Origin of the sequence: Algoriphagus lacus, assembly GCF_003583985.1 — a bacterium.
Lineage (GTDB): Bacteria > Bacteroidota > Bacteroidia > Cytophagales > Cyclobacteriaceae > Algoriphagus > Algoriphagus lacus.
On record NZ_QXML01000011.1, the window covers coordinates 86,032 to 106,895 of the forward strand.

At 43.6% G+C, this 20,864-nt stretch carries 14 protein-coding genes and 1 pseudogene; 11 read left to right on the top strand and 4 right to left on the bottom strand.

Annotated features, from left to right (window positions below; translation table 11 throughout):
* Positions 1-146 precede the first annotated feature (146 nt).
* The 7 genes from D0X99_RS17805 to D0X99_RS17835 all read left to right on the top strand — a co-directional run bounded on the left by D0X99_RS17805 (position 147) and on the right by D0X99_RS17835 (position 12,179).
* On the top strand, positions 147-2,573 hold the full coding sequence (locus tag D0X99_RS17805; protein WP_119479214.1) for an ABC transporter permease: 2,427 nt from the start codon (positions 147-149) through the stop codon (positions 2,571-2,573).
* 205 nt (positions 2,574-2,778) lie between these two features.
* A complete protein-coding gene (locus tag D0X99_RS17810; protein WP_119479215.1) occupies positions 2,779-5,232 on the top strand; it encodes an ABC transporter permease in 2,454 nt (817 codons plus the stop codon).
* A 104-nt stretch (positions 5,233-5,336) separates the two neighbouring features.
* Positions 5,337-7,748: an ABC transporter permease gene (locus D0X99_RS17815; protein WP_119479216.1), complete on the top strand. Its 2,412-nt coding sequence runs from the start codon at positions 5,337-5,339 to the stop codon at positions 7,746-7,748.
* A gap of 200 nt (positions 7,749-7,948) precedes the next feature.
* Positions 7,949-8,599: a 3-keto-disaccharide hydrolase gene (locus tag D0X99_RS17820; protein WP_119479217.1), complete on the top strand. Its 651-nt coding sequence runs from the start codon at positions 7,949-7,951 to the stop codon at positions 8,597-8,599.
* A 21-nt stretch (positions 8,600-8,620) separates the two neighbouring features.
* Positions 8,621-9,970, top strand: a complete 1,350-nt coding sequence (locus D0X99_RS17825; protein ID WP_119479218.1) for a Gfo/Idh/MocA family protein — start codon at positions 8,621-8,623, stop codon at positions 9,968-9,970.
* A gap of 204 nt (positions 9,971-10,174) precedes the next feature.
* A complete protein-coding gene (locus D0X99_RS17830) occupies positions 10,175-10,855 on the top strand; it encodes an ABC transporter ATP-binding protein (protein ID WP_119479219.1) in 681 nt (226 codons plus the stop codon).
* Positions 10,836-12,179 (top strand): TolC family protein, encoded by a 1,344-nt coding sequence (locus D0X99_RS17835; RefSeq protein ID WP_119479254.1) that lies wholly within the window; start codon positions 10,836-10,838, stop codon positions 12,177-12,179. The genes D0X99_RS17830 and D0X99_RS17835 overlap by 20 nt, the downstream gene beginning before the upstream one ends.
* A gap of 199 nt (positions 12,180-12,378) precedes the next feature.
* Here the strand turns inward: D0X99_RS17835 and D0X99_RS17840 are convergent, their stop codons facing one another.
* From D0X99_RS17840 to D0X99_RS17850, 3 genes and pseudogenes are all read right to left on the bottom strand, one after another.
* On the bottom strand, positions 12,379-13,224 hold the full coding sequence (locus D0X99_RS17840) for an OmpA/MotB family protein (RefSeq protein ID WP_119479220.1): 846 nt from the start codon (positions 13,222-13,224) through the stop codon (positions 12,379-12,381).
* A 223-nt stretch (positions 13,225-13,447) separates the two neighbouring features.
* A complete protein-coding gene (locus tag D0X99_RS17845) occupies positions 13,448-14,032 on the bottom strand; it encodes a DUF4136 domain-containing protein (RefSeq protein WP_119479221.1) in 585 nt (194 codons plus the stop codon).
* 340 nt (positions 14,033-14,372) lie between these two features.
* A pseudogene (locus D0X99_RS17850) lies at positions 14,373-14,798 on the bottom strand (DUF2490 domain-containing protein); the annotation flags it as partial.
* Between the two features lie 154 nt (positions 14,799-14,952).
* On the opposite strand from D0X99_RS17850, the gene D0X99_RS17855 reads away from it, so the two are divergent.
* Positions 14,953-15,546: a uracil-DNA glycosylase family protein gene (locus tag D0X99_RS17855; protein WP_119479223.1), complete on the top strand. Its 594-nt coding sequence runs from the start codon at positions 14,953-14,955 to the stop codon at positions 15,544-15,546.
* Here D0X99_RS17855 and D0X99_RS17860 read toward each other — a convergent pair.
* Positions 15,536-16,459 carry an NAD-dependent epimerase/dehydratase family protein gene (locus D0X99_RS17860; RefSeq protein ID WP_119479224.1) on the bottom strand — a complete coding sequence of 308 codons (924 nt, stop codon included), beginning with the start codon at positions 16,457-16,459 and terminating at the stop codon, positions 15,536-15,538. The genes D0X99_RS17855 and D0X99_RS17860 overlap by 11 nt on opposite strands.
* Before the next feature lie 138 nt (positions 16,460-16,597).
* Between D0X99_RS17860 and D0X99_RS17865 the strand changes: the two genes are divergently transcribed.
* The 3 genes from D0X99_RS17865 (at position 16,598) to D0X99_RS17875 (ending at position 20,390) form a co-directional block, all read left to right on the top strand.
* On the top strand, positions 16,598-16,963 hold the full coding sequence (locus D0X99_RS17865; protein WP_119479225.1) for a DUF2116 family Zn-ribbon domain-containing protein: 366 nt from the start codon (positions 16,598-16,600) through the stop codon (positions 16,961-16,963).
* A gap of 159 nt (positions 16,964-17,122) precedes the next feature.
* Complete coding sequence (locus D0X99_RS17870) at positions 17,123-17,935, top strand: polysaccharide biosynthesis/export family protein (protein ID WP_119479226.1); 813 nt, start codon at positions 17,123-17,125, stop codon at positions 17,933-17,935.
* A 4-nt stretch (positions 17,936-17,939) separates the two neighbouring features.
* Positions 17,940-20,390 (top strand): GumC family protein, encoded by a 2,451-nt coding sequence (locus D0X99_RS17875; RefSeq protein ID WP_119479227.1) that lies wholly within the window; start codon positions 17,940-17,942, stop codon positions 20,388-20,390.
* The last annotated feature ends 474 nt before the right edge of the window (positions 20,391-20,864 follow it).

A 20,864-nucleotide genomic window follows, 5' to 3' on the forward strand; every position in this document is an offset into this window, starting at 1 on the left:
GCCCGAATGCGGACGAAAATGTTCGAGTTGGATTTCAGGAAAAAACAAAACGCCTCCAAATCGTGAATTGGAGGCGTTTTGTACTGGCATAAAAGTGGAACACTGCCTTTAAAGGATTATCCTATCCTACTTACTTCGAATTGGATATGCTCAGAAACCATATTAAAATCGCCTGGAGAATTCTTAGAAAGAATCGGCTTTATTCCGCACTCAATATCCTAGGATTGACTCTTGGTGTGAGTGGGTTTTTGATGATCTCGCTTTTTATTCAGGATGAGCTGAGTTATGATCATTTTTTTGAGGATTCTGAACAGGTTTACCGAATAACTACGCACTGGGGAGAGACATCCACGGCAAGCTATGCCACCGCTCCGCCCCCATTAGGCCCACGAATTCAAGCAGATATTCCCGAGGTAGAAGCCGTCACCCGATTGCTCAAGTGGAATGACTTCACGGTACAACCCGCAGAGGGGATTAACCAGGATGAGATTTTTAGGGAAGATCAGGTCTTCTATGCCGAACCCGGGTTTTTTGAAGTATTCGATTTTCCTGTAGCTGCCGGGAGTAAGGAAAAAGCCCTCTCCGGACCTGAGTACATTGTCCTCACCACTGCTGCGGCTCAGAAGTATTTTGGAGACATTAGTCCTCAGGAGGTTATTGGAAAGCAACTGCTCATAGGGAGCAACAATCCAATAGCTCGGGAAGTGGCTTTAGTAATCGAGACAATCCCCGAACAATCCCACTTCGACTTTGATATGCTTGTCTATGAACCGGGTATGCATCAGGAGATTTTCCTGAGGGACCTTTGGAGCTGGTCTATCCTCTATACCTATGTGAAATTTCCGCAGGGGAAAAGGGAAGTTGTCCAATCCAAGTTGGATCAGTTGGTGGCTAAGTATGCGCTGCCTGCACTGGATGAAGGTTCCCAAAAATCAGATTATAGGCTAAACCTAATGCCGGTACAGGATATCCATCTGCAGTCTCATCTCCTCCGGGAGCTCAAACCCAATAGCTACCAAAACTATATCTACCTTTTTGGATGGGTTGGGATTTTTATTTTGTTTTTGGCCGCGGTAAACTTTATAAATCTGGCAACAGCCAAAGCTGGATTGCGGACGATGGAAGTCGGAGTACGCAAAGTGTTAGGTTCGGGCAATTCGCAATTGATCTGGCAATTCCTCACGGAAGCATTTATCTTAGTTTTTGTCTCGGTTCTATTTTCCTTGGTATTAGTGCAGCTGTCCAATGGGCTTTTCAATCAGCTGACTGGAAAAAATCTCGATTTCAATCTCTTCCAAAATCCCTTCATTCTGGCCGTCACGCCTGCATTGATCGTGGTGTTGACTTTGCTCTCTGGATTTTATCCGGCATTTTACCTGTCCTCGTTTCGTCCGATTCTCGTGCTAAAAAAGCAGCTTAGCATCGGCAAAAACTCGCACGGCTTTCGCAATGGATTGGTGGTTTTTCAGTTTGCAACCACACTTACGTTGATTATTTGTACGCTCGTGGTGCACCGGCAGTTGGCATTTATCCAACAGAGTGATCCGGGGTTTTTGCGTGATCAGCTTTTGATTATCCACAATGATGGAGAAATCCAAAATAGTCAGCGGGAAGATTTTATCGGTAGGGTTTCATCGTCCTCACGAGTTGAATCGATGAGCTTTTCCACTGGAATCCCTATGGCAAATCAATTTCAAATGCGCTCGTTTAATTTGCCCACCGAGTCAGTACAGCAGGGTATGAACTGGTATGAAGCGGATGCCAACTACTTGGAAACCTATCAATTCAAGTTGTCCCAAGGAAGAAACTTTTCTTCTGTTGCAGGAGCTGATATACAGAAAGTCATCATTAATCAGAAGGCTGCCGAAACCCTTGGGATCACAGAAAAGCCGCTAGGCCAACTCATTATCAAAAATCAAGGGGCTGAAGATCAAGCTTCCTTAGAGGTGATTGGGGTGGTTGAAGATTTTAATTTTGAATCCTTTCGAAATGAAATTAAACCCCTCGTGATCGAATACCTCCAAGATTACTACCTACGGGACTACATTTCAGTTCGGTTGCAAGCTGGCGACATGAAGTCAGCGGTCGAAGAGTTAGAGACTGTCTGGAAAAGCTATGAACCCCGCGTACCGATGAATTATAGCTTTTTGGATGAGGATTTCGGGAAAATGTATGAATCAGAGATGAGGATGGAGGGTCTTCTTAGCACCCTGACAATGATATCCATCGTGATAGCGATTTTAGGTTTGTTTGGACTCACGTCGTTTACTGCTCACCTGAGAACGAAAGAAATCGGAATTCGAAAGGTTTTTGGAGCTTCTATGGTAGAGATTTTCCTCCTGCTTTCTAAGTCTTATCTCCAACTGATCCTGATAGCGATACTCGTTGCTGTACCAATTGCTGTATTTGCCATGAATAAGTGGCTAGAAGAGTTCGCTTATCAGACAAGCATAGGCGTTTGGGTGATTTTGTTCGCTGTCGGATCTTGTTTGGGCTTGGCTATGGGAACGATTTTCATTCAATCCTACAAGAATCTGAGAGCTGATCCAGTCAAAAGCCTCAAAACCGACTAGGACCTTTGCCCGCTATCGAACAAAAATGTTCGCAAGTTTTTGATTGATTTTTCCAAAACCCCTCAAATCCTTGAATTTATGGCTTTTTTCATGGCATAAAAGTGGAAAAGTGAAAAGGAGCGGAAATAGGCTGGACTGCATTCAGTTTTATCCGAAGTCCTTTTATTTGACAAGCAGCTAAACCAACATTATTAATTTCAGAAGTATGTGGATCAATTATCTCAAAGTCGGATTCAGGAATTTGCTCAAGCATAAATCCTACACCCTGATCAATTTGATCGGGTTGACAGTAGGCGTTGCAGTGACGATCCTGTTGTTTTTTTACGTTCAGTTTCACCTGAGTTTTGATTCCTTCCATCCGGAAAATGAATCACTTTACAGGGTTCTTCGGGTTCAAAATGGCGATCAGGGAGAATTCCGTTTTCCTTCCTTGCCTTTGGCACTTCAGCCGGTCATCGAGGAAAACATGGCCGATCAGGTGGACTATACCAATTTTATCCCGAATAATTTTTTGGTGAAAAGAGCAAACGGTGATGGATTCAATCAGGCAGTCACGGTTGTCAGTGCTGATTTTTTTGAGATGTTCGGTTTTCAGATGAAAAAAGGGGTTTACCCCAAAAATGCCGCCGAGCGTGGAGGAATTGTTTTGTCCGAAATGGCTGCAAGTCGGTTTTTCGGGGAGGAAGACCCTATCGGGAAGGAGCTTCAGATTCGTTTGACGGAGGAACTTATAAACTATACCGTCGTCGGAGTAATTGAAAACACTCCAGCTAATTCAAGCTTGGAATATGAAATATTGATGCACGATTCCAATTTGGAAATTCTGTATCCGGAGCAGATGAGGACGCATTGGTACATGTCTTTTGGGGATGGCTTCGCCAAATTCAAAGGAGGAATGACTCCGGTGGAATTCGAAAACCAAACCAAAGACTTTATCAAAAGAACTTTTCAGGATCCACAGGAGGCTGCCAATTATGGATTTGGACTTCAACCCATGTCGGATATTCACCTTAATCCCGAGATCCCAACCGGAATTGCCACGGTGGTCAATCCGAGGATTCTTTGGATTTTGGCAGGAATTGCCGTTTTGATCATCCTGATTGCCTGCATCAACTTTACTACCATGGCAATCGGCAACTCCGCAAGCCGAGCCAAGGAGGTCGGTGTCCGCAAAACTATGGGTGCCGGATCTGGTCAGCTTTTTGGTCAGTTTATGGCTGAGTCTGTGATCTTGACGACTTGTTCCATGGGTTTTGGCTTGTTGCTGTCCTACCTGTTGCTGCCTATTTTCAATACCCTAATGCAGACACGTTTGGAAATTGATTTTCATGCGGAGCAGATAGCGATTTTTCTGGCCACAGGCCTTTTCATTGCAATGCTTGCCGGGGCTTACCCGTCGATTTTCCTTGCTTCATTTCGTCCTGTTCAGGTTTTGAAATCCAACCTAAGTCTGAAATTTGGAAAGCAAAACCTAAGAATGAGCATGTTGGCCTTCCAGTTTTTTATCTCCATGCTTCTGATCACCTGTACTTTGGTGATGGTAAGGCAAATGAAAACCGTAGAGGAATTTGACCTGGGCGCAGCCAAGACGGACATCATTCAGGTAATGGTACCTCCTCCGGCTGCTCAGGGACTTCAGGATCAGATTCAGAAAAGTTTTGATTACGCCCAACCTTTCAAGAATGAACTGAGAAAACTCCCTGAAGTGACCAACGTGGCTATGGCTACAGCCATGTACGGGGATAATTCCTGGTTTAGTGTGGGATTCCGACAGCCTGGTGCTGATTCGGGTATGGATTTTCACCTGAACATTGTGGACGAGGATTTTGTGGATTTCTTCGAAATCGAAGTGAAGGAGGGCAGAAACTTCTCAGGTGCCACTCCTACAGATCTAAGCAATGCCTTTTTGATGAACGAAAGCATGAAAGAGATGCTGGGCTGGGAGGATGTATTTGGGAAAAGTCTGGTAAGCGAGCGTGGTTTTGGCGAAAACCGGGCAATTGGAGTGATGAAGGATTTTCACTACGAAAGCCTCTTCCAACCGGTAGAACCTGCCATTTTGGTGATGAAGCCGGATAACTTTTTTCAGGGAATGGGAAATCTTACCATGGAAGATCAGATGATCGCCAAAGTGTATATCAAAGTCAAAGCTGAAGACAAACAGGCATTTATCAACAAGATTCAAGGAATCTGGAAGGAACTTTACGGTACGGATCCTTTTGACTACAGCTTTATTGAGGATCAGATTGCACAGGAGTACGTGCAGGCAAACAGCCTAAGTACCTTGGTTACTATGGCTTCCATTGTGGCACTGATTATTGCCGGGATGGGCCTGTTTGCGATGGCTTCTTTGGCGATTTCCAGTCGGATGAAAGAGATCGGAATCCGCCGTGTGATGGGAGCGACTACCGGGGAGATATCCTTGCTCTTTAACAAACAGTTTATCCGGATCACCCTGATCGGAGTGGCAGTGTCTATACCGGCAAGCTATTACCTAATGAACCTTTGGTTGGAGGATTTTGCGGTGAAAACATCGATAGGAGTGGGGGTTTTCGGAATTTCTTTGGTGGTAGGAGTGCTGTTTTCGGTGGCAATTGTCAGTTTTGAGATTATTAAAGCTACTTGGCTCAATCCAACCAAATTGCTGCGAAGTGAATAATCAAGATTCAAGAAACATGAGATTTGGAGCCCGCTTGAACTTTGAACCCTGAACTTTGAACCCAAACCATCCTAACTTCCCTGCTTCCTAACCTCTCAACTCCCATGCTAAAGAACTACTTCAAAATCGCCTGGAGAAACCTTGGCCGGAATAAACTCCGAACCGGTATTCATGTATTAGGCCTGTCTCTTGGGATTTCCATTTGTTTTTTGATTTTCAATATTGTTTGGCATGCCTACAGTTTCGACAAGTTTCACCCAGACGGTGAGCGAATCTTTCGGATCAACAGTCTGACCAATTGGGGTCAGGAGGAACTCGTTCCCAATGCAGGGGTTCCTGGGCCATTGGGTGAGGTGATCGATTCGGAGGTTTCAGGTGTGGAGGAAAAGGGAAGGCTTTATGTGCTTTATCAAGTTTTGGCAGCTGTGCCGGAAACCAATAAGGTTTTTGGGAGGACAGATGAGGTGACCTTTGCAGACCCGGGATTTTTCAGGATTTTTCCAAGGACCTGGCTCGCAGGAAATCCTGAAAAAGCACTTCAAGACCCCGGTTCGGTCGTAATTACGCAATCCCAATTGGAAACCTATTTTCCGGGGACCAAACCGCAGGAGAGTCTGGGCAAAGAACTGTTATGGGTAGACTCTGATACGGTGCGTGCACAAGTGACCGGTGTGGTGGAGGATTACACCGAAAACACGGATATTATTTTTAAGAGCTTTATATCCTACAATACCATTCAGACTGAGGAACAAAAGGAATGGTATGGGCTCCATAGCTGGGGAAATATCAATTCCAGTTCTCAGCTTTTTATTAAAGCTTCCCCTGAAGTAAAGCTGGAATCGCTCAATGAATCCTTGGGGAAACTGGCTGACAAACACTATAGTAAGGAGGAGGATAGCCGGACCAGCTTTTCAGTTGAGCCTTTGGAGGAAATCCACTTTGGACAAACCTACAAAGACACGACTGTATCGAAAGTTTTTCTCAAAGGCCTGATCTACATCGGTTTGATCATCCTGACTTTGGCAACACTCAACTTTATCAATCTGGAAACCGCCCAGGCAATGGGTAGAGCCAAGGAAGTAGGCATCCGCAAAACCCTCGGAGGAAGAAGAATGCAACTGATTGCTCAGTTTCTGACGGAAACCTATCTACTGGTAATTTTTTCCACCATTTTGGGTTTGGTATTAGTCGAAGGGCTGCGCGTACTTTTTTCCGAGTATCTTCCCCAAGGCTTCATATTGGGTTATTTTGAAGCCCAAAATATCGGGTTCTACCTACTCTTTCCCTTTTTGCTGAGTTTGCTTTCTGGGATTTATCCGGCCTTAATTCTCTCGGGATATCAGCCTCAGCGTGCGCTCAAAGGTGAAACTAAGGCTCAGACAGGATTCTCATTTGGTGTTTTTCTCCGAAAAAATCTGGCTGTTCTTCAGTTTTCATCCTCCATTGCATTTATCATTTTGGTATTGGTGCTCAATTATCAGTTGCGGTATGTTTCCAGTCAGCCTTTGGGTTTTGATAAGAATGCGGTTGTGTACTCCTCACTCCCTTTCATGTCTGATCCGGCCAAAATGGTTCTACTTCAGGACCGCCTTTCTCAAGAGTCGGGTGTCTCAGGAGTCAGTCTCAGTGGTAGTCTGGTTTCTTCCCAAAGTCTCTGGACTTCGGATGCTTACATTCCGGTAGATACTACGGAGAAGCAACTGTTTATACAGGTAATGAATGTGGACTCTGCCTTTCTGCGGGTCAACGGAATACCGATTTTAGCGGGGACGGCAGGTTCCAACCGATCAGATGAGATTTTGGTCAATGAAAATTTTCTCAAAGAGGCAGGAATAGCACAGCCTCAGGATGCTCTTAACCGTTCCGTGAAATTTGGAGGGGAAGATAAAAAAATCAGCGGAGTCGTAGCCAATTTCCATTCCCGCTCGCTAAGAGAAGAAATCAAACCAATGATCTTGACAGCAAATCCACGATTCTTTCAAACGGTTAGCGTCAAGTTGGAATCAGGGCAGAATCTTGCTTTGTCCAAAGAGAAGCTGGAACAGATTTACAAGGAGATATACCCTTATGAAACCGCTGAATTTGATTTTCTTGATGAAGAAATCTTGAAATTTTATGAAGAAGATCTAAGGATCCGTAATGTTCTGGGAGCTGCTTGTATCCTGGCAATCCTAATTTCATCGATGGGGTTGTTTGGTCTTTCCTCTTATACAATTGCCCAGCGAACCAAAGAAATCAGTATCCGAAAGGTTCTCGGTGCGACCATTCCCCAAATCCTCGCCTTGATTTCCAAAGACTATCTGATTCTGGTTGGGCTTTCCTTTGTTTTGGCAGTGTATCCGGCCTATTATTTTCTCCGGGATTGGTTGGATGGATTTCAATACCGGGTTGATATGCCCTATTTTATCTATGCCTTGGCTGGAGCGGGTGTAATGGTGCTATGTCTGTTGATTGTTGGGTTGCATTCCTATGCTGCTGCTCAGACCAATCCGGCTAAAGTGCTAAAGGATGAATGAAGTTACGAAGTAAGTAGGTTAGGAAGTTTGGTAGTAAGGAGGTTGGGAAGTTAGAGGACTTGAAGCAATAGGAGTAGGCGGTATTCAGTCATCAGTTTTCTATTTTCGATTGAATCCATTTTTTTGACTTTGATTAGCGGCATTTGAAAAATGGATTACTCTTTTAGCTTTGTAATTCGCCACTTTCAATTCCCTAATTCATGTATAAAACTATTCGTTTTCTGTTCGCTGCTTTTGCGGTTTTTGGCAGCGTTCACCTTTCCCATGCTCAGGAGGAAGGCTTTATTTCCTTGTTCAACGGCAAAAACCTGGACGGTTGGGTAGGTAACAAAGAATCCTATCAGGTCAAAGACGGGATGATCGTCATAGAACCCAAAGGTGGGGGAGGAGGAAACCTGCTTACAGAAAGGGAATACGGCAATTTTATTCTCCGCTTTGAATTTCAATTGACTCCCGGAGCCAACAACGGTTTGGGAATTCACGCCCCGCTAACTGGAGATGCGGCCTATGTTGGAAAGGAAATCCAGATTCTGGACAATGAGGCAGAAAAGTATTCCAAACTGGAAGTGTACCAATATCACGGTTCTGTATATGGGGTGATTCCAGCTAAACGTGGATTTTTGAAGCCTACGGGAGAATGGAATCAGCAGGAGGTCATTGTCCAGCATCCAAAAATCAAAGTGATTCTCAACGGGGAAACTATTCTGGAAGGCGACTATCTGGAAGCAAGTAAAAACGGAACCCTGGACAAAAAAGACCATCCCGGATTGCAGCGAAGTAGCGGACACCTCGGATTTTTAGGCCACGGAGATGTGGTCCATTTTAAGAATATCAGAATCAAAGAATTATAACCACCTTAAAACTTCATCAGCATGAGTAAAAATTATCAGGTTTTTGACCGGAGAGACTTTTTGAAAAAGTCTGCCTTGGGAATTGCAGGCCTTACTTTAGCTCCTTCCTTGCTTGCCCAGGCAAAAGCTGCCGGTAAACTTCGAACTGCCCATATCGGTTTGGGAGGAATGGGAATGGCAGATTTGGATGCGATTTCCTCTCACGAGTTGGTGGAGGTGGTAGCGCTTTGTGATGTGGACAGCACTGCATTGGCAGGAGCAAAAGCACTGCACCCGAATGCGAAAACTTATGCCGATTACCGGATTTTGCTCAAAGAAATGGCCAATGAGATCGATGCTGTAATAGTATCAACTCCAGATCATACGCATGCCCCTGCCTCGCTGATGGCTATGGAGATGAACAAAGCGGTGTATTGCCAGAAGCCACTGACCCACCATGTCACTGAAGCCCGCGCCATGAAAAAAATGGCTGAAGAAAAGAATCTGGTGACTCAAATGGGAATTCAGGTTCACTCTTTTTACGATTACAAACTGGCTACACTGCTCATCCAGTCCGGAATCATCGGAAAAGTTCACACGGTTCGAGCTTGGTCTCCCAAAAACTGGGGATACGATGGGTCAAGCCCTCAGGGAAGTGATCCGATTCCTGCAAATTTGAATTGGAACCTTTGGTTGGGAACAGCCAAAAAGCGAAAGTATAAGGAGGGTGTGTATCATCCCGGCAATTGGAGAAAGCTGCTTGATTACGGTTGTGGCACCTTAGGGGACATGGGTGTCCATATTTTTGATACTCCGTATAATGCTCTTCAGCTGGATGTTCCGAAGACAATCGTGAACAACTGCCGCAAACCAACAGGATTCGGTTTCCCTGAAAATAACGTGGTGACTTACGAATTTCCGTCCACTCCCTACACTGCTGAAACGCTGAAATGGGTATGGTACGATGGTCCCGGGGCTCCAGCGAACCATGAGGACTTAAAACTTCCCAATGGAGAAAAATTGCCTGATCAAGGAGCGATGTTCATGGGCGAAAAAGGCAGATTGTTGTTGCCTCATTTTCAGCAGCTACCCCGCTTGATTGTGGATGGAAAATACCAGGAGTTTGACGTAGCACCGTTCAAACTTGGAGCACCTGTGAAGGATTATGCCGGTGAGAGCAAGAAACATTACCATCAGTTTGTGGATGCTTGCTTGGGAAAAGATGAGTGCAGCGCTCCATTTTCGTATTCAGCACGTCTTACCGAGACAATCTTATTGGGAGTTATAGCCGGGCGCTTTCCAAATCAAACCCTTCATTGGGACAGCGAAAAAGCACTATTTGCAGAGAAAAATGCGAATAAATACCTAGGTGGAAAGTATCGGAAGTTCTAGTATCCAGTAGGTAGTGATCAGTAAACAGTGTTGAATACTGTCCACTGATTACTGCCAACTGATAACTGGACTTGGTTTGTTCGCCAGCGAACAAAACTGTTCGAGAGTTTTGTGTTCAATAAACTTTAAAATGGCCTCTGGATGATTTCCAGGGGCTTTTTTGTTGGCATGAAACTCGATTACTAAAGCTGAAATCCAATTACCATGATCCAACTTAAAAATCTTGATAAATACATCGAATCGCGTTTTCAGCGGGTGTTTCTCCTCAAAGGAATCAACTTAAACATCAAAGAAGGAGAGTTTATTACCTTGATGGGACCTTCCGGTGCCGGTAAATCCACTCTGCTCAATATTTTGGGTCTGCTCGATGAAGACTATGCCGGAGACTATTTTTTTGGGGATAGAAGCATCCGGTCCATGAAGGATAAAGAGCGCTCCAACCTTCACAAGAGTGAGTTTGGGTACATTTTTCAGGCTTATCACCTGATCGATGAACTGACCGTCTATGAAAACATCGAGACGCCACTGTTGTACCGAAACGTATCCTCAAGTGAGCGAAAAAGTATTATTGCAAACCTCTTGGACCGCTTTAATATGGTCGCAAAAAAGGATTTGTTTCCAGCCCAGCTCTCCGGAGGTCAGCAGCAATTGGTTGGAATAGCTAGGGCAATTGCTGGAAGGCCACGAGTGCTTTTGGCAGATGAGCCCACCGGCAATCTGCACTCAGCCCAAGCCAAGGAGATCATGGAAATATTCAAAGAATTGCATACGGAGGGGACGACCATCATTCAGGCAACCCATGCCCGTGAAAACGCCGATTTTGGCACCCGATTAATCAACTTAGTAGACGGAAGAATTGAAAGCGATGAAGCGATTGCAAATTAATTATGTACTAATTGCCCTGTTTGGAGGTTTTTTGGGATTTGGGAAAGTACAAGCCCAGGATACCATTCCTTTGAATTTCCAACAAGCGGTTGAAATTGCGTTAAGCAAAAACCTGGAATATTCCATTCAGGAGAACAACCTGGAAATTCTGAAAAAAGAAAAGCAGGTGGCAGCCTTATCCCATCTTCCTTCGGCAGGTGTGACTTCCAATTTTCTCCGTCAGTCTGGGCAGCAATTCCAGCAGGTGGAGGGAGAAATCGTGGTTACCAACGTGACCAATGAGATCGTATCCTCCAATCTCAATGTGAATATGCCGGTGTTCAATTCAGGCCGAAGAATATTGGATACCCAATCTGCGAAACTGGCACTGGAAGCCGGAGAAAAAGGAGTGGAACGGGCCAAGCAGCAGGTTGTTTTTGACGTTTCCCGTAGGTATTTACAGGTGTTGCTGGATCAGGAATTGCTTCGGATCGCGACCGAAAATCTTGAAAATCAGAAGCAGCAGTTGATCCAGATCGAAGGGTTTGTGAATGCTGGGTTGAGGACAATTTCTGATCTGTACAATCAGCAGTCGGAAGTAGCCCGTTTGGAATCGGTCAAAGTTGATGCAGAGATCCAGTTTGAAAATGACCTCTGGTCGCTGACCGAATACCTCCAGCTTGAGCCTGGAGTCGTTCCTGTTTTGGAATTAGTGGATCCGATACGGGAAGCAAGCTCTTTTGAAGGACTGGAGCTGATGCAATTGTATGAAATGGCGCAAAAAAGCCGACAGGACCTCAACCAACAAGGGCTTTTGGCTACTTCTTACAAGAAGGATTTTCAGGCCATTCGGGCAATGTACTATCCCAGAATCAATGCGTTTTACAATTACAACACCTTTTTTACCTCGCTGGATGAGCGGACATTGCGTGAGCAGTTGTTGAAAATTTACCCTCAAAATACTATCGGGCTTTCCTTAACCATTCCGATTTTCTCCAATTTTCAAAGCCGACTGGACGCCACTCGAAGCAAGACAATTTACCAAAATCAATTACTCCGAAAGGAATCCATCGAGCGGAAAGTCTTTCAGGATGTCAAGTTGGCCCACCAAAATTACCTTGCAGCTGTCCGCAAAGAAAGCAATTCAAAAGTACAGGTATTGGCAGCTGAGGAAGCATTCAAGGCGGTCAGTGAACGATTTAGACTGGGTTTGTCCAGTTTTGTGGACATTGCCACTGCCAACCAAACCATGGTTCGGGCTAAGGCAGATCAGGCTCAGGCAGTCTATACACTTTACTTTCAGGAGGTCTTGATGAAGTATGCTTTGGGAACCTTGGAGTATTGATTGGATTCGGAATAATGCCCGGAAGTGTTTCTATGTACTTTAGCTAAGGGTTTAATGGAATCGGGAAAAAATGCCAAAGGACTTGAGTGATTTGTTGCTTGTATTTGACTCGATTCGAATGATTAATCCAGAAATAAAAAAAGCGGACTTTAAGTCCGCTTTTTTTATTGCGATAGTGAAATAAAAAGGGCAGTTGGAATTATAGCATGGCGAAGAACATATCCAAATCGGGAATCAGCACAATTCGGGTTCTTCGGTTGAGTGCCATGTTTTCTTTGCTGTCATTGGATACCAAGGGCACATAGCTGGCACGTCCTGCAGCGATCAGTTTTTCAGGGGAAACCTGGTATTTCAACTGAAGCATACGCACAATAGAAGTGGCTCTTTTAACCGACAGATCCCAGTTGTCTTCCAATACAGGAGTAGAGATCGTTCTGGGATCGGTATGGCCCTCGACCATCACCTGAAGACTTGGCTCTGCATTGATGACTTCTGCCAGTTTTTGAAGTAGGGGTTCTGCCTTGGTGTTGATTCGGTAGCTTCCGGTATTGAAAAGCAATTTGTCCGAAACCGATATCATCACCACGGTTTTGTCAATATCAATCTGAACATCATCCTCTTCTCCTCCGGTTTCTGCAGTGATGTTTTTCTTCAGATTGTATTCCACCGCCAGGTTGACAGAGTCTTCCAAGGTCTTTGCTTCAGCCAGTTTGCTTGGGTCTACCTTAGTTAAAGTTTGGTTCATTTTAGCTTTGGAGTTTTTCGACATTACTGCCGCACCTTCGATACTGAGCATGGAGTTGTTTGACTCAGTAAGCTGGTCATTGGTCATCCTTAGCGAATTGATTCTGGAATTGTATTCTGCAACCCTGGCTTCGATTGCAGCCATTTTTTCCTCCAACTCGGCCTTTTCCTTATTGGTTGTGGCGAGTTCGGTTTGTGTCTTAAACAAATTGGATTCGAGCTCAGTGTATTTCTTTTTGGATACACAGGAAACAGTAAGGCTCAGTCCGACGACACCTGCTAGAATTAGTGATTTTTTCATGATAGTTTTTCTTGGTTTTCCTCACTAATCCAAAAGGACAGCCAGACACGGACAGGATGTAGTCTTCAAATCATATTGGCCGTTAAAAAGTGCTTTAATTTTCGGGATTTGGCCGTTTTTCTACATTGACTCGAAATATAAACCAAAAAAAGAAGTCCCGACAAGGCAGGACTTAGCATGGAAAATTGGGGAATAATTCCTCACAATGAGGAGGGCAACTTGGTTATTGGACCTGCCTGTTGATGATTTTGAATTCATTCATTACCCGATAGGCTGCACGGGTGATGTCCGACTGGAAGTTTGGAGATTGCAGGTCAAAATTGGCAGCTGTGTAGCCTTGCCAAATCGTATTCCCGCGCTTGCTGTCTATCACATAGATAACCAACATCCCGTTGTTTTGGGTGTATTTGACCTGATTGTAGGTTTCGTCTTTTTCCTGTTCACGTGCAATTTCACCTTCATCATTCCTGTAAGTCAAACCAGTTCGGTTTAGCCAGTAATCAAATTCCGGCTGAACATACCCACGGTATCGGATTGAATCAGTGAAAATCTTGTAACTGACCAGCATATCGGGTTTGCTTACTTGCTCTTTATATCCCTGCGAACCCAATCTTGCACCGATGGTGGCATTCAAGACCGGCGTGAGGACTGTGGTATCCATGTCAGTCGGTTCGATAAAGGCAAACGTTTTATACTTCTTGAACGAACCGGTATAGTTGTAATCGTAGTCGGTGACGTAGTCCTTGGAGGAGAAGCAGGAGGTGATGGTGAGCAACAGCAAGACCGGGAGTAATGGCGATACTTTCATGGCAGTACTGGTTGGATGGATTGTTTGATTTCAATGTCTAAAAAACTCTTTTCGACTTAACATAGTGTCCAAGATTTTTGTTTCGTCAAGTCCTTACAGTTCAGGTTTCTAGACTATCTAATTTATTCATTCCTGAATAAAAAAACTTCAATTCTTATAATTAACTGCACATTCCTTTGAAATACCTGGGGAATTATTTTGAAAATAGTGGGTGATATGCAGCGAATTGAAGCTGGGTTTTGGAAAAATTGTTGCCAGTTTGCTCCGTTAGCCCAAACTGAAGCGCCAGATTTTTGGAAGTGCGATATCCGAGACCCAGGTAAAGTCTGTTTCGGTCAAGTTACTGGACGCTTTCGTTTACTTTTTCTCCGTTGATAAAGATCTCATCATAAATCTGAACATAAAAAGAATCCTTTTCGCTGAGTTCTTTTTTGTTTAAAGGGATATTGAAGGCAAGAAAATAACGAAACCGGGTTCGAAAATCCTGTTCCTCTATCCAACGCTGCTCGTATCGGTAGCGGTGGGTAAGGCCGATTTTCCCAAGTCGCTGTCTTAAAATTACTTTCTGATACAATCGGCTTTCATGAAAAGTGGAGGAAGGTTCCCCAATCGATCTCGAAGTAATGGAGGCATACCCAGCCAGAAAACACGCCTGACCTGATTTGAGGTTATATTGAAGACCTGTCCTGAAGAGGAGTTGATCCAAATCTCCAAGGATGTTATGGTTCCGGTATTGAATCTCACCGTGAACTGCCCAAGGAGTCTCAGTGAATCGAAAATTTCAAAAATACATGTACCAGGAGCCCAGATCATTTTCTTCCTGGCTAAAAACAGGAAATGAAAAAATGAATGTTAGAAAGAAGAATACCAGTTTTTTCATTCTGGAAAATATTAAAATCGAAAGGTAAATCGAATCAGGAATGGATAGAGCGGTCAACCTACTGGAAGAAGCACGCGCATGCAGGATTTGTGAGTTGGAATTGCCGCTAGGTCCTCGGCCTGTTTTTTCAGTTAATCCTAAAAGCAAGATCCTGATCATTGGACAGGCACCGGGCCCAAGGGTTCATGCCACTGGAATTCCCTGGAATGATCCGAGTGGGGAAGAGTTGCGCCGATGGCTTCAGGTGGATCGGACCACATTTTATAATCCTGAGTGTTTCGGGATTATGCCGATGGGGTTTTGCTACCCGGGAAAAGGGAAAAGTGGGGATCTTCCTCCTCGCCCGGTTTGTGCACCAACTTGGCATCAAGCATTGAGAGAGATTATGCTGAATATCGAATTGACCTTGCTGATTGGTTCCTATGCCCAAGGGTATTATTTGGGGGAAAACCGTAAAAAGACGTTGACCGATACGGTGAGGGCATGGGAGGAATACCTTCCAGAATTTTTTCCTTTGGTTCACCCTTCTCCCCGAAACCGACTTTGGCAGAAAAAAAATCCCTGGTTTGAAGCTGGCTTGTTGCCTGAATTGAGGCAAAGGATCTTAAGGATTTTGGAAAAAACTATGGCATAAGACAAGCCTGGAGACCCTCCTCGATTGGGGTAGCTTTTAATCCATAAACCCGCTCGATTTTGGAAGAATCCAGGCAATAATCCTCGGCAGTTTGGTATTTCAGTTCCTTGACCTCTCGGAGTGGAGAGATGAAAATCCCCAAAATGGAAATCAGCCATGCTGGCATTACCTGAAGCTTGAGTTCTTTATTCAGGAGCTTGTTTAGGATGGCTGTAACTTCCATTGCACTGGGAAAACCGGAATCAGTGGGCAGGTTCCAGGTTTGATTCCAGGCATCCGATTGCTGGGACAGAAAGGCGGTTGCCTTTCCGGCATCGGGAATGTAAGTGAAGGAATGCTTTTTATCCCCTGCATACAGCCATTGTGGCGCTTTTCCTGATTTCATTCGGTTGATCACCAATTCATGCAAAAAGCTGTTGTTTGCTCCTGGTCCGTAAAAATCCGCAGCTCTCGCCACCAAAGCCTGTAACTTTCCCGCATTGACAGCCGACCAAAGCATTTCCAAAATCTGCTTTCTGACTTTGCCTTTTTCGCTTTTTGGATTCATCGGGGTTTCTTCAGTCAGATGCCCTACCTTAGCCGGATCCAGCGCGTACATGTTGTCAAAGAAAACCAGTTTGGCACCTGTAGCGATACAGGCTTCCAGGGTGTTTTGCATAATCAGGGGCCATTCTATTTGCCAAGCCTTCAAATTGTAAGTAATGCCTGCTAAAAGAAATACCACAGTCGAACCCTCAACGGCCTTTTTTACCTGATTGGCATCCTTTAGATCAGCAAGGAAAAGTTCATCCTCCGGATTTACCTTTTTTGGGTTTCGACTCACTTGTCGGACTTTGATGCCCTGTTTTCCCAATTCAGAGGCAATGACTTTGGCAATGTTTCCGTTTGCGCCTAAAAGAGTGTGGAGATTCATGATTATGATTTTTTGAGTCTGGAAAAGGATTTCAAATGCCAAAACTGGATCAGGAAATTAATTCAATTTTGGAAACAAAGGCTGGCCCATGGAATATGATTAGAACTAATTCTCTAAATTTGAAAAACATTTTTTACCATGGAATCTGAAAAACGACTTTGTCTCCACTGTGGGAAGCCTATTCAGGGCAGGATGGATAAGAAGTTCTGCGACGACAGTTGTAGAAATACCTATAACAATCAGCAAAATGCCTTGAGCACTAATTTAATCCGGAACATCAACCATACCCTCAGGAAAAACCGGAATATCCTCGAAGCCCTGATCAATCCTGGTGAAGACTTGGCTAAAACCACAAGGGATAAACTTATTCGCTCAGGATTTAATTTTAAATTTTTTACCCACACCTATCAGAACAAAAAAGGAAACCAGTACCATTATTGCTATGACTTCGGGTACCTCGAACTTGAAGGGGATTGGTTTTTGGTAGTGAAGGGAAAGGAGTGATTCCAGTAGTCAATAAACAGCATTAAGGATACAGTTGCTGGCTGAGAATCACTGATTACTAAAACCTTAAAATATTACTAAATCAGTAAAATTTGTGGCATTTTCAATAAATTCAACTATACTTGCGCGGTTTTTCAGCGCATTCAATTAAAGTAAAGTATGCTTAAAATTCTTAGAGTTGCAGGATTCGCCCTTGTTTTTTGGTCTGCATTTTCCTGTGTTTCCAACGAAAAAATCATCTACCTGCAAAATCTTGAGGGTAACCAACCGATTCCTGAGGATGAACTGATTTCCTACGAGATTCCTGAGTACAAGCTCCAATACAATGACATCATCGATGTCGATATCCAGACCGTCGATGATATGATTAAAAATGGCTTCAATAATCAAGCTGCCATGATGAATAACCAACAAATGCAAATAGCTAGTCAAAGTGGTGGGGATGTGTATTACATGACTGGTTATACCGTAGATAAAAACGGAAACATTCGTTTACCTATAATTGGGGAAGTAAATGTCAAAGACAAAACGGTGGATGAGGCAAGGATTCAGATTGAGTCCGAACTTAAAAAATACGTAACCACGGAAGTCTATGTCAAAGTCAAGTTGGGTGGCATTCGTTATTCTGCCATAGGGGAGTTTCGTCGTCCGGGTAAATTTGTAGTTCTTCAGGACAGAATGACCATCTTCGAAGCAATAGCCAATGCCGGAGATCTAAATACGGTCGCCAAGCGTGATGAAGTTTTACTGATCAGGCAATATCCCGAAGGCACCAAATTGCATCGGCTTAATCTGAATGATCGACAACTGGTCAGTTCCCCATATTATTTTATCCAGCCCAATGATCAGATTTATGCAGAACCGATGAAGGTTCGTGAAGTCGGCGCCGGTGAAAATGCCGCCCAGTCACTTTTATTGTTTACCTCGATCTTAACAACAGCACTTTTAGTAGTTAATTTATTTGCCAATTAATCCCATGTACCCGAATTCTTCTCCAATTAACTCAAACAATACTCAGTCTCCTTTTATGATTCAGCAGGAAGACGAGATTGATTTGAAAGTAATCCTGTTCAATTACCTCCAATACTGGCCGGTAATTCTCTTTTTTGCTTTTGCAGGACTGGTGGCAGCTTTCTTTTTCAACAGGTTAACCACTCCGATTTACAAAGTGGAATCCACCGTTATCGTCAAGGATGAGAACAATTCCTTGGGAGCTGATTTGTTTGAATCAGCGGGTTTGGTGGGACTTCAGGGTAAAAGCAATATTGAAAATGAAATCGGAGTACTGAAGTCCTTTTCATTGGCTCAGGAAACCTTGAATAAATTGGATTTCAATGTTCAATATTTCGAGGAGGACTTTTTGAAGTATAATCAGATCTATGGTAACTACCCGGTTTTCATCAAGGTCGATTGGACCAAAGAACAAGTCGTAGGTGGGCTTTTCAAAATTGAAGTGATTGATGAATCTAATTTCCAGCTTTCAATTGTTGAAAATGAGTTTCAGATTTTCAACCCCAACGATCCATACTATAAAACTAATTTAGAAGAGCTAAAACTCAGTCAGGATGTTTTTCAGTTTGGACAGCCGGTAAAAGGGGATTCCTTTGAGTTTACCGTAGAAAAAGTTTCCGCAATTGGCGGTGAGCAGGTGTTTTTTAAAATGATTGATACGCCGAGTTTAGCCTTAAACTTCAAGGATCAACTTACTGTATCCCCGTCTAACAAGCAAAGCTCAATTCTTATTTTGGGACTCGAGACACCTTTGAGAAGAATGGGTGAGGATTACCTCAACAAGCTGATGGAAACTTACCTTCAGCGGGAATTGGACGATAAAAATCGTACTGCCGAAAATACCATTTTGTTTATTGATCAGCAGCTCAGTGGAATCACAGATTCCCTGAGAGGATCTGAAAACAAGCTTCAGCAGTACCGATCAGAAAACAAGATTTTTAATCTTTCCCAGGAAGGTTCTATCATATTTGAAAGACTTCAGGAGTATGAAAAGGAAAAGGGGATGAATGAGGTCAACCTCAAATACCTCCAGACCCTGAGCACTTATCTCGGAAGTGGACAGGCTGGGGAATTGGTTTCTCCTTCCATTGTAGGTACTACTGATCCCCTGTTGAATGCCCTGGTGCAAAATCTCTCCGAACTACAGGCAGAGAGGGTTCGCCTTACAGCCAATTTCTCAGACCAAACTCCACAGGTAAGAGATATCAATGCAAGGATTCAGAGCACTACAAAAGCACTGCAGGAAAATGTGAATTCTGCCATTACCAATACGAAGAACGTCTTGGCTGATCTCAATAACCGAATCCGGATGATCGAGCAGGATATCAATGCCCTGCCGGAGACCGAACGAAATCTTCTCGGCTATCAGCGTCAGTTTACTATCAACGAAAATATTTACATCTATTTCCTTCAGAAAAAAGCCGAAGCGGAAATTACCAAGGCATCAAACATGCCGAGTAATATGATTTTGGATTTTGGGAAATCAGGGGTTTTGCCGGTGGCACCCAAGCGCTCACTGAATCTGTTAATAGGTCTTATTTTGGGATTCATTCTTCCAATCGGATTTATTACGGTGAAGGATTTTCTGAATACGACAATCGAGGATCCCAAAGAACTGGAAAAACAAATCAAGGTTCCCCTGATTGGTATGATTGGACGCAATAATTCCGATGATGCACTGCCGGTCTTCAATAATCCAAGATCCACTGTGACTGAATCTTTCAGGTCCCTTAGAGCTGATTTGACTTATTTGAGCATGCAACGGGAAAAGTTAACCCTGTTGTTTACCTCATCAATCTCCGGGGAAGGAAAAACCTTCGTTTCCATGAATATGGCATCGGTTTTTGCCTTGATGGGGAAAAAGACGATTCTGATCGGATTGGACCTAAGAAAACCTAGAATTGCCCAGGATTTTGGGTTGACGAATGACAAAGGAATGAGTACTTGCCTGAGTAGCAATACCTCTTGGAAAGAGGTAGTAAAGCCCTCCGGATACGAAAATCTGGATGTAATTCTTTCCGGTCCCATTCCTCCAAATCCTGCAGAATTATTGCTTCAGGAAAAATTCAGTCGAATAATCAAAGAGATCAAGGACAACTATGATATCGTTGTTTTTGACTGTCCTCCGGTAGGGTTGGTTTCCGAATCCAAAGAGCTTTTTGCTTTTGCGGATATCAGTTTTTATGTGTTCCGTCAGGGGTATTCCATCAAAGGGAATACGCAGATTCTAAACAACCTGGTTGAAAAAGGAGGAGTAAGCAAGATTTACGGAGTACTGAATGATCTTCATATCGACAAAGGCTACGGATACGGGTACGGCTATGGATACGGGTACGGCTATGGTAACAATTCCTATGGGTACCATGAGGAAGTTCAGTTACCTTGGTGGAAGAGAGCCTTGAGAAGGCAGAAGTAATAGCTTTACTACAACACGTTTTCAGAATTCTTTTTCCTGCCAAAGGGCTAAATAGATTTATTTTCAAAGAAATGATGGCTTGATACACAGCTGTTAAAAAGTTCATTAACAAGGCATATCAACAATCCTGGCTTGCTTTCTCAAATCAGAGAATTGGTTATCCTCTTCATCTTCGCTGGCCAAAATTCTTTGATAGGGATTTCATATCAGTTGCGCCTTTATGGAAGTCATTTTCCTGCATTATTTTAAAAATAGGAATACCCTTCAATTTTTGCATCTAATTAAGTAGAATTGGTTGTTTTCTAAACTGATTGACAAACTAAACCATCAAATCCTTCTCTGAAATTAAGCCTCTAGTTTGGGCTGTTTGGGTCCTGCGGTTTTTGAATCTTTGAAACACCCTTATGAAATCAGCCATAATTTTTTTCCACTTAAGTATTTGTTATTCTTGAATTTGAAATTTAACTTGTATCT

What these genes read in the sequence shown, in the direction of transcription:
- D0X99_RS17805 (WP_119479214.1), top strand. Translation starts at nt 147, where the DNA reads ATGCTCAGAAACCATATTAAAATCGCCTGGAGAATTCTTAGAAAGAAT.
- D0X99_RS17810 (WP_119479215.1), top strand. Translation starts at nt 2,779, where the DNA reads ATGTGGATCAATTATCTCAAAGTCGGATTCAGGAATTTGCTCAAGCAT.
- D0X99_RS17815 (WP_119479216.1), top strand. Translation starts at nt 5,337, where the DNA reads ATGCTAAAGAACTACTTCAAAATCGCCTGGAGAAACCTTGGCCGGAAT.
- D0X99_RS17820 (WP_119479217.1), top strand. Translation starts at nt 7,949, where the DNA reads ATGTATAAAACTATTCGTTTTCTGTTCGCTGCTTTTGCGGTTTTTGGC.
- D0X99_RS17825 (WP_119479218.1), top strand. Translation starts at nt 8,621, where the DNA reads ATGAGTAAAAATTATCAGGTTTTTGACCGGAGAGACTTTTTGAAAAAG.
- D0X99_RS17830 (WP_119479219.1), top strand. Translation starts at nt 10,175, where the DNA reads ATGATCCAACTTAAAAATCTTGATAAATACATCGAATCGCGTTTTCAG.
- D0X99_RS17835 (WP_119479254.1), top strand. Translation starts at nt 10,836, where the DNA reads ATGAAGCGATTGCAAATTAATTATGTACTAATTGCCCTGTTTGGAGGT.
- D0X99_RS17840 (WP_119479220.1), bottom strand. Translation starts at nt 13,224, where the DNA reads ATGAAAAAATCACTAATTCTAGCAGGTGTCGTCGGACTGAGCCTTACT.
- D0X99_RS17845 (WP_119479221.1), bottom strand. Translation starts at nt 14,032, where the DNA reads ATGAAAGTATCGCCATTACTCCCGGTCTTGCTGTTGCTCACCATCACC.
- D0X99_RS17855 (WP_119479223.1), top strand. Translation starts at nt 14,953, where the DNA reads ATGGATAGAGCGGTCAACCTACTGGAAGAAGCACGCGCATGCAGGATT.
- D0X99_RS17860 (WP_119479224.1), bottom strand. Translation starts at nt 16,459, where the DNA reads ATGAATCTCCACACTCTTTTAGGCGCAAACGGAAACATTGCCAAAGTC.
- D0X99_RS17865 (WP_119479225.1), top strand. Translation starts at nt 16,598, where the DNA reads ATGGAATCTGAAAAACGACTTTGTCTCCACTGTGGGAAGCCTATTCAG.
- D0X99_RS17870 (WP_119479226.1), top strand. Translation starts at nt 17,123, where the DNA reads ATGCTTAAAATTCTTAGAGTTGCAGGATTCGCCCTTGTTTTTTGGTCT.
- D0X99_RS17875 (WP_119479227.1), top strand. Translation starts at nt 17,940, where the DNA reads ATGTACCCGAATTCTTCTCCAATTAACTCAAACAATACTCAGTCTCCT.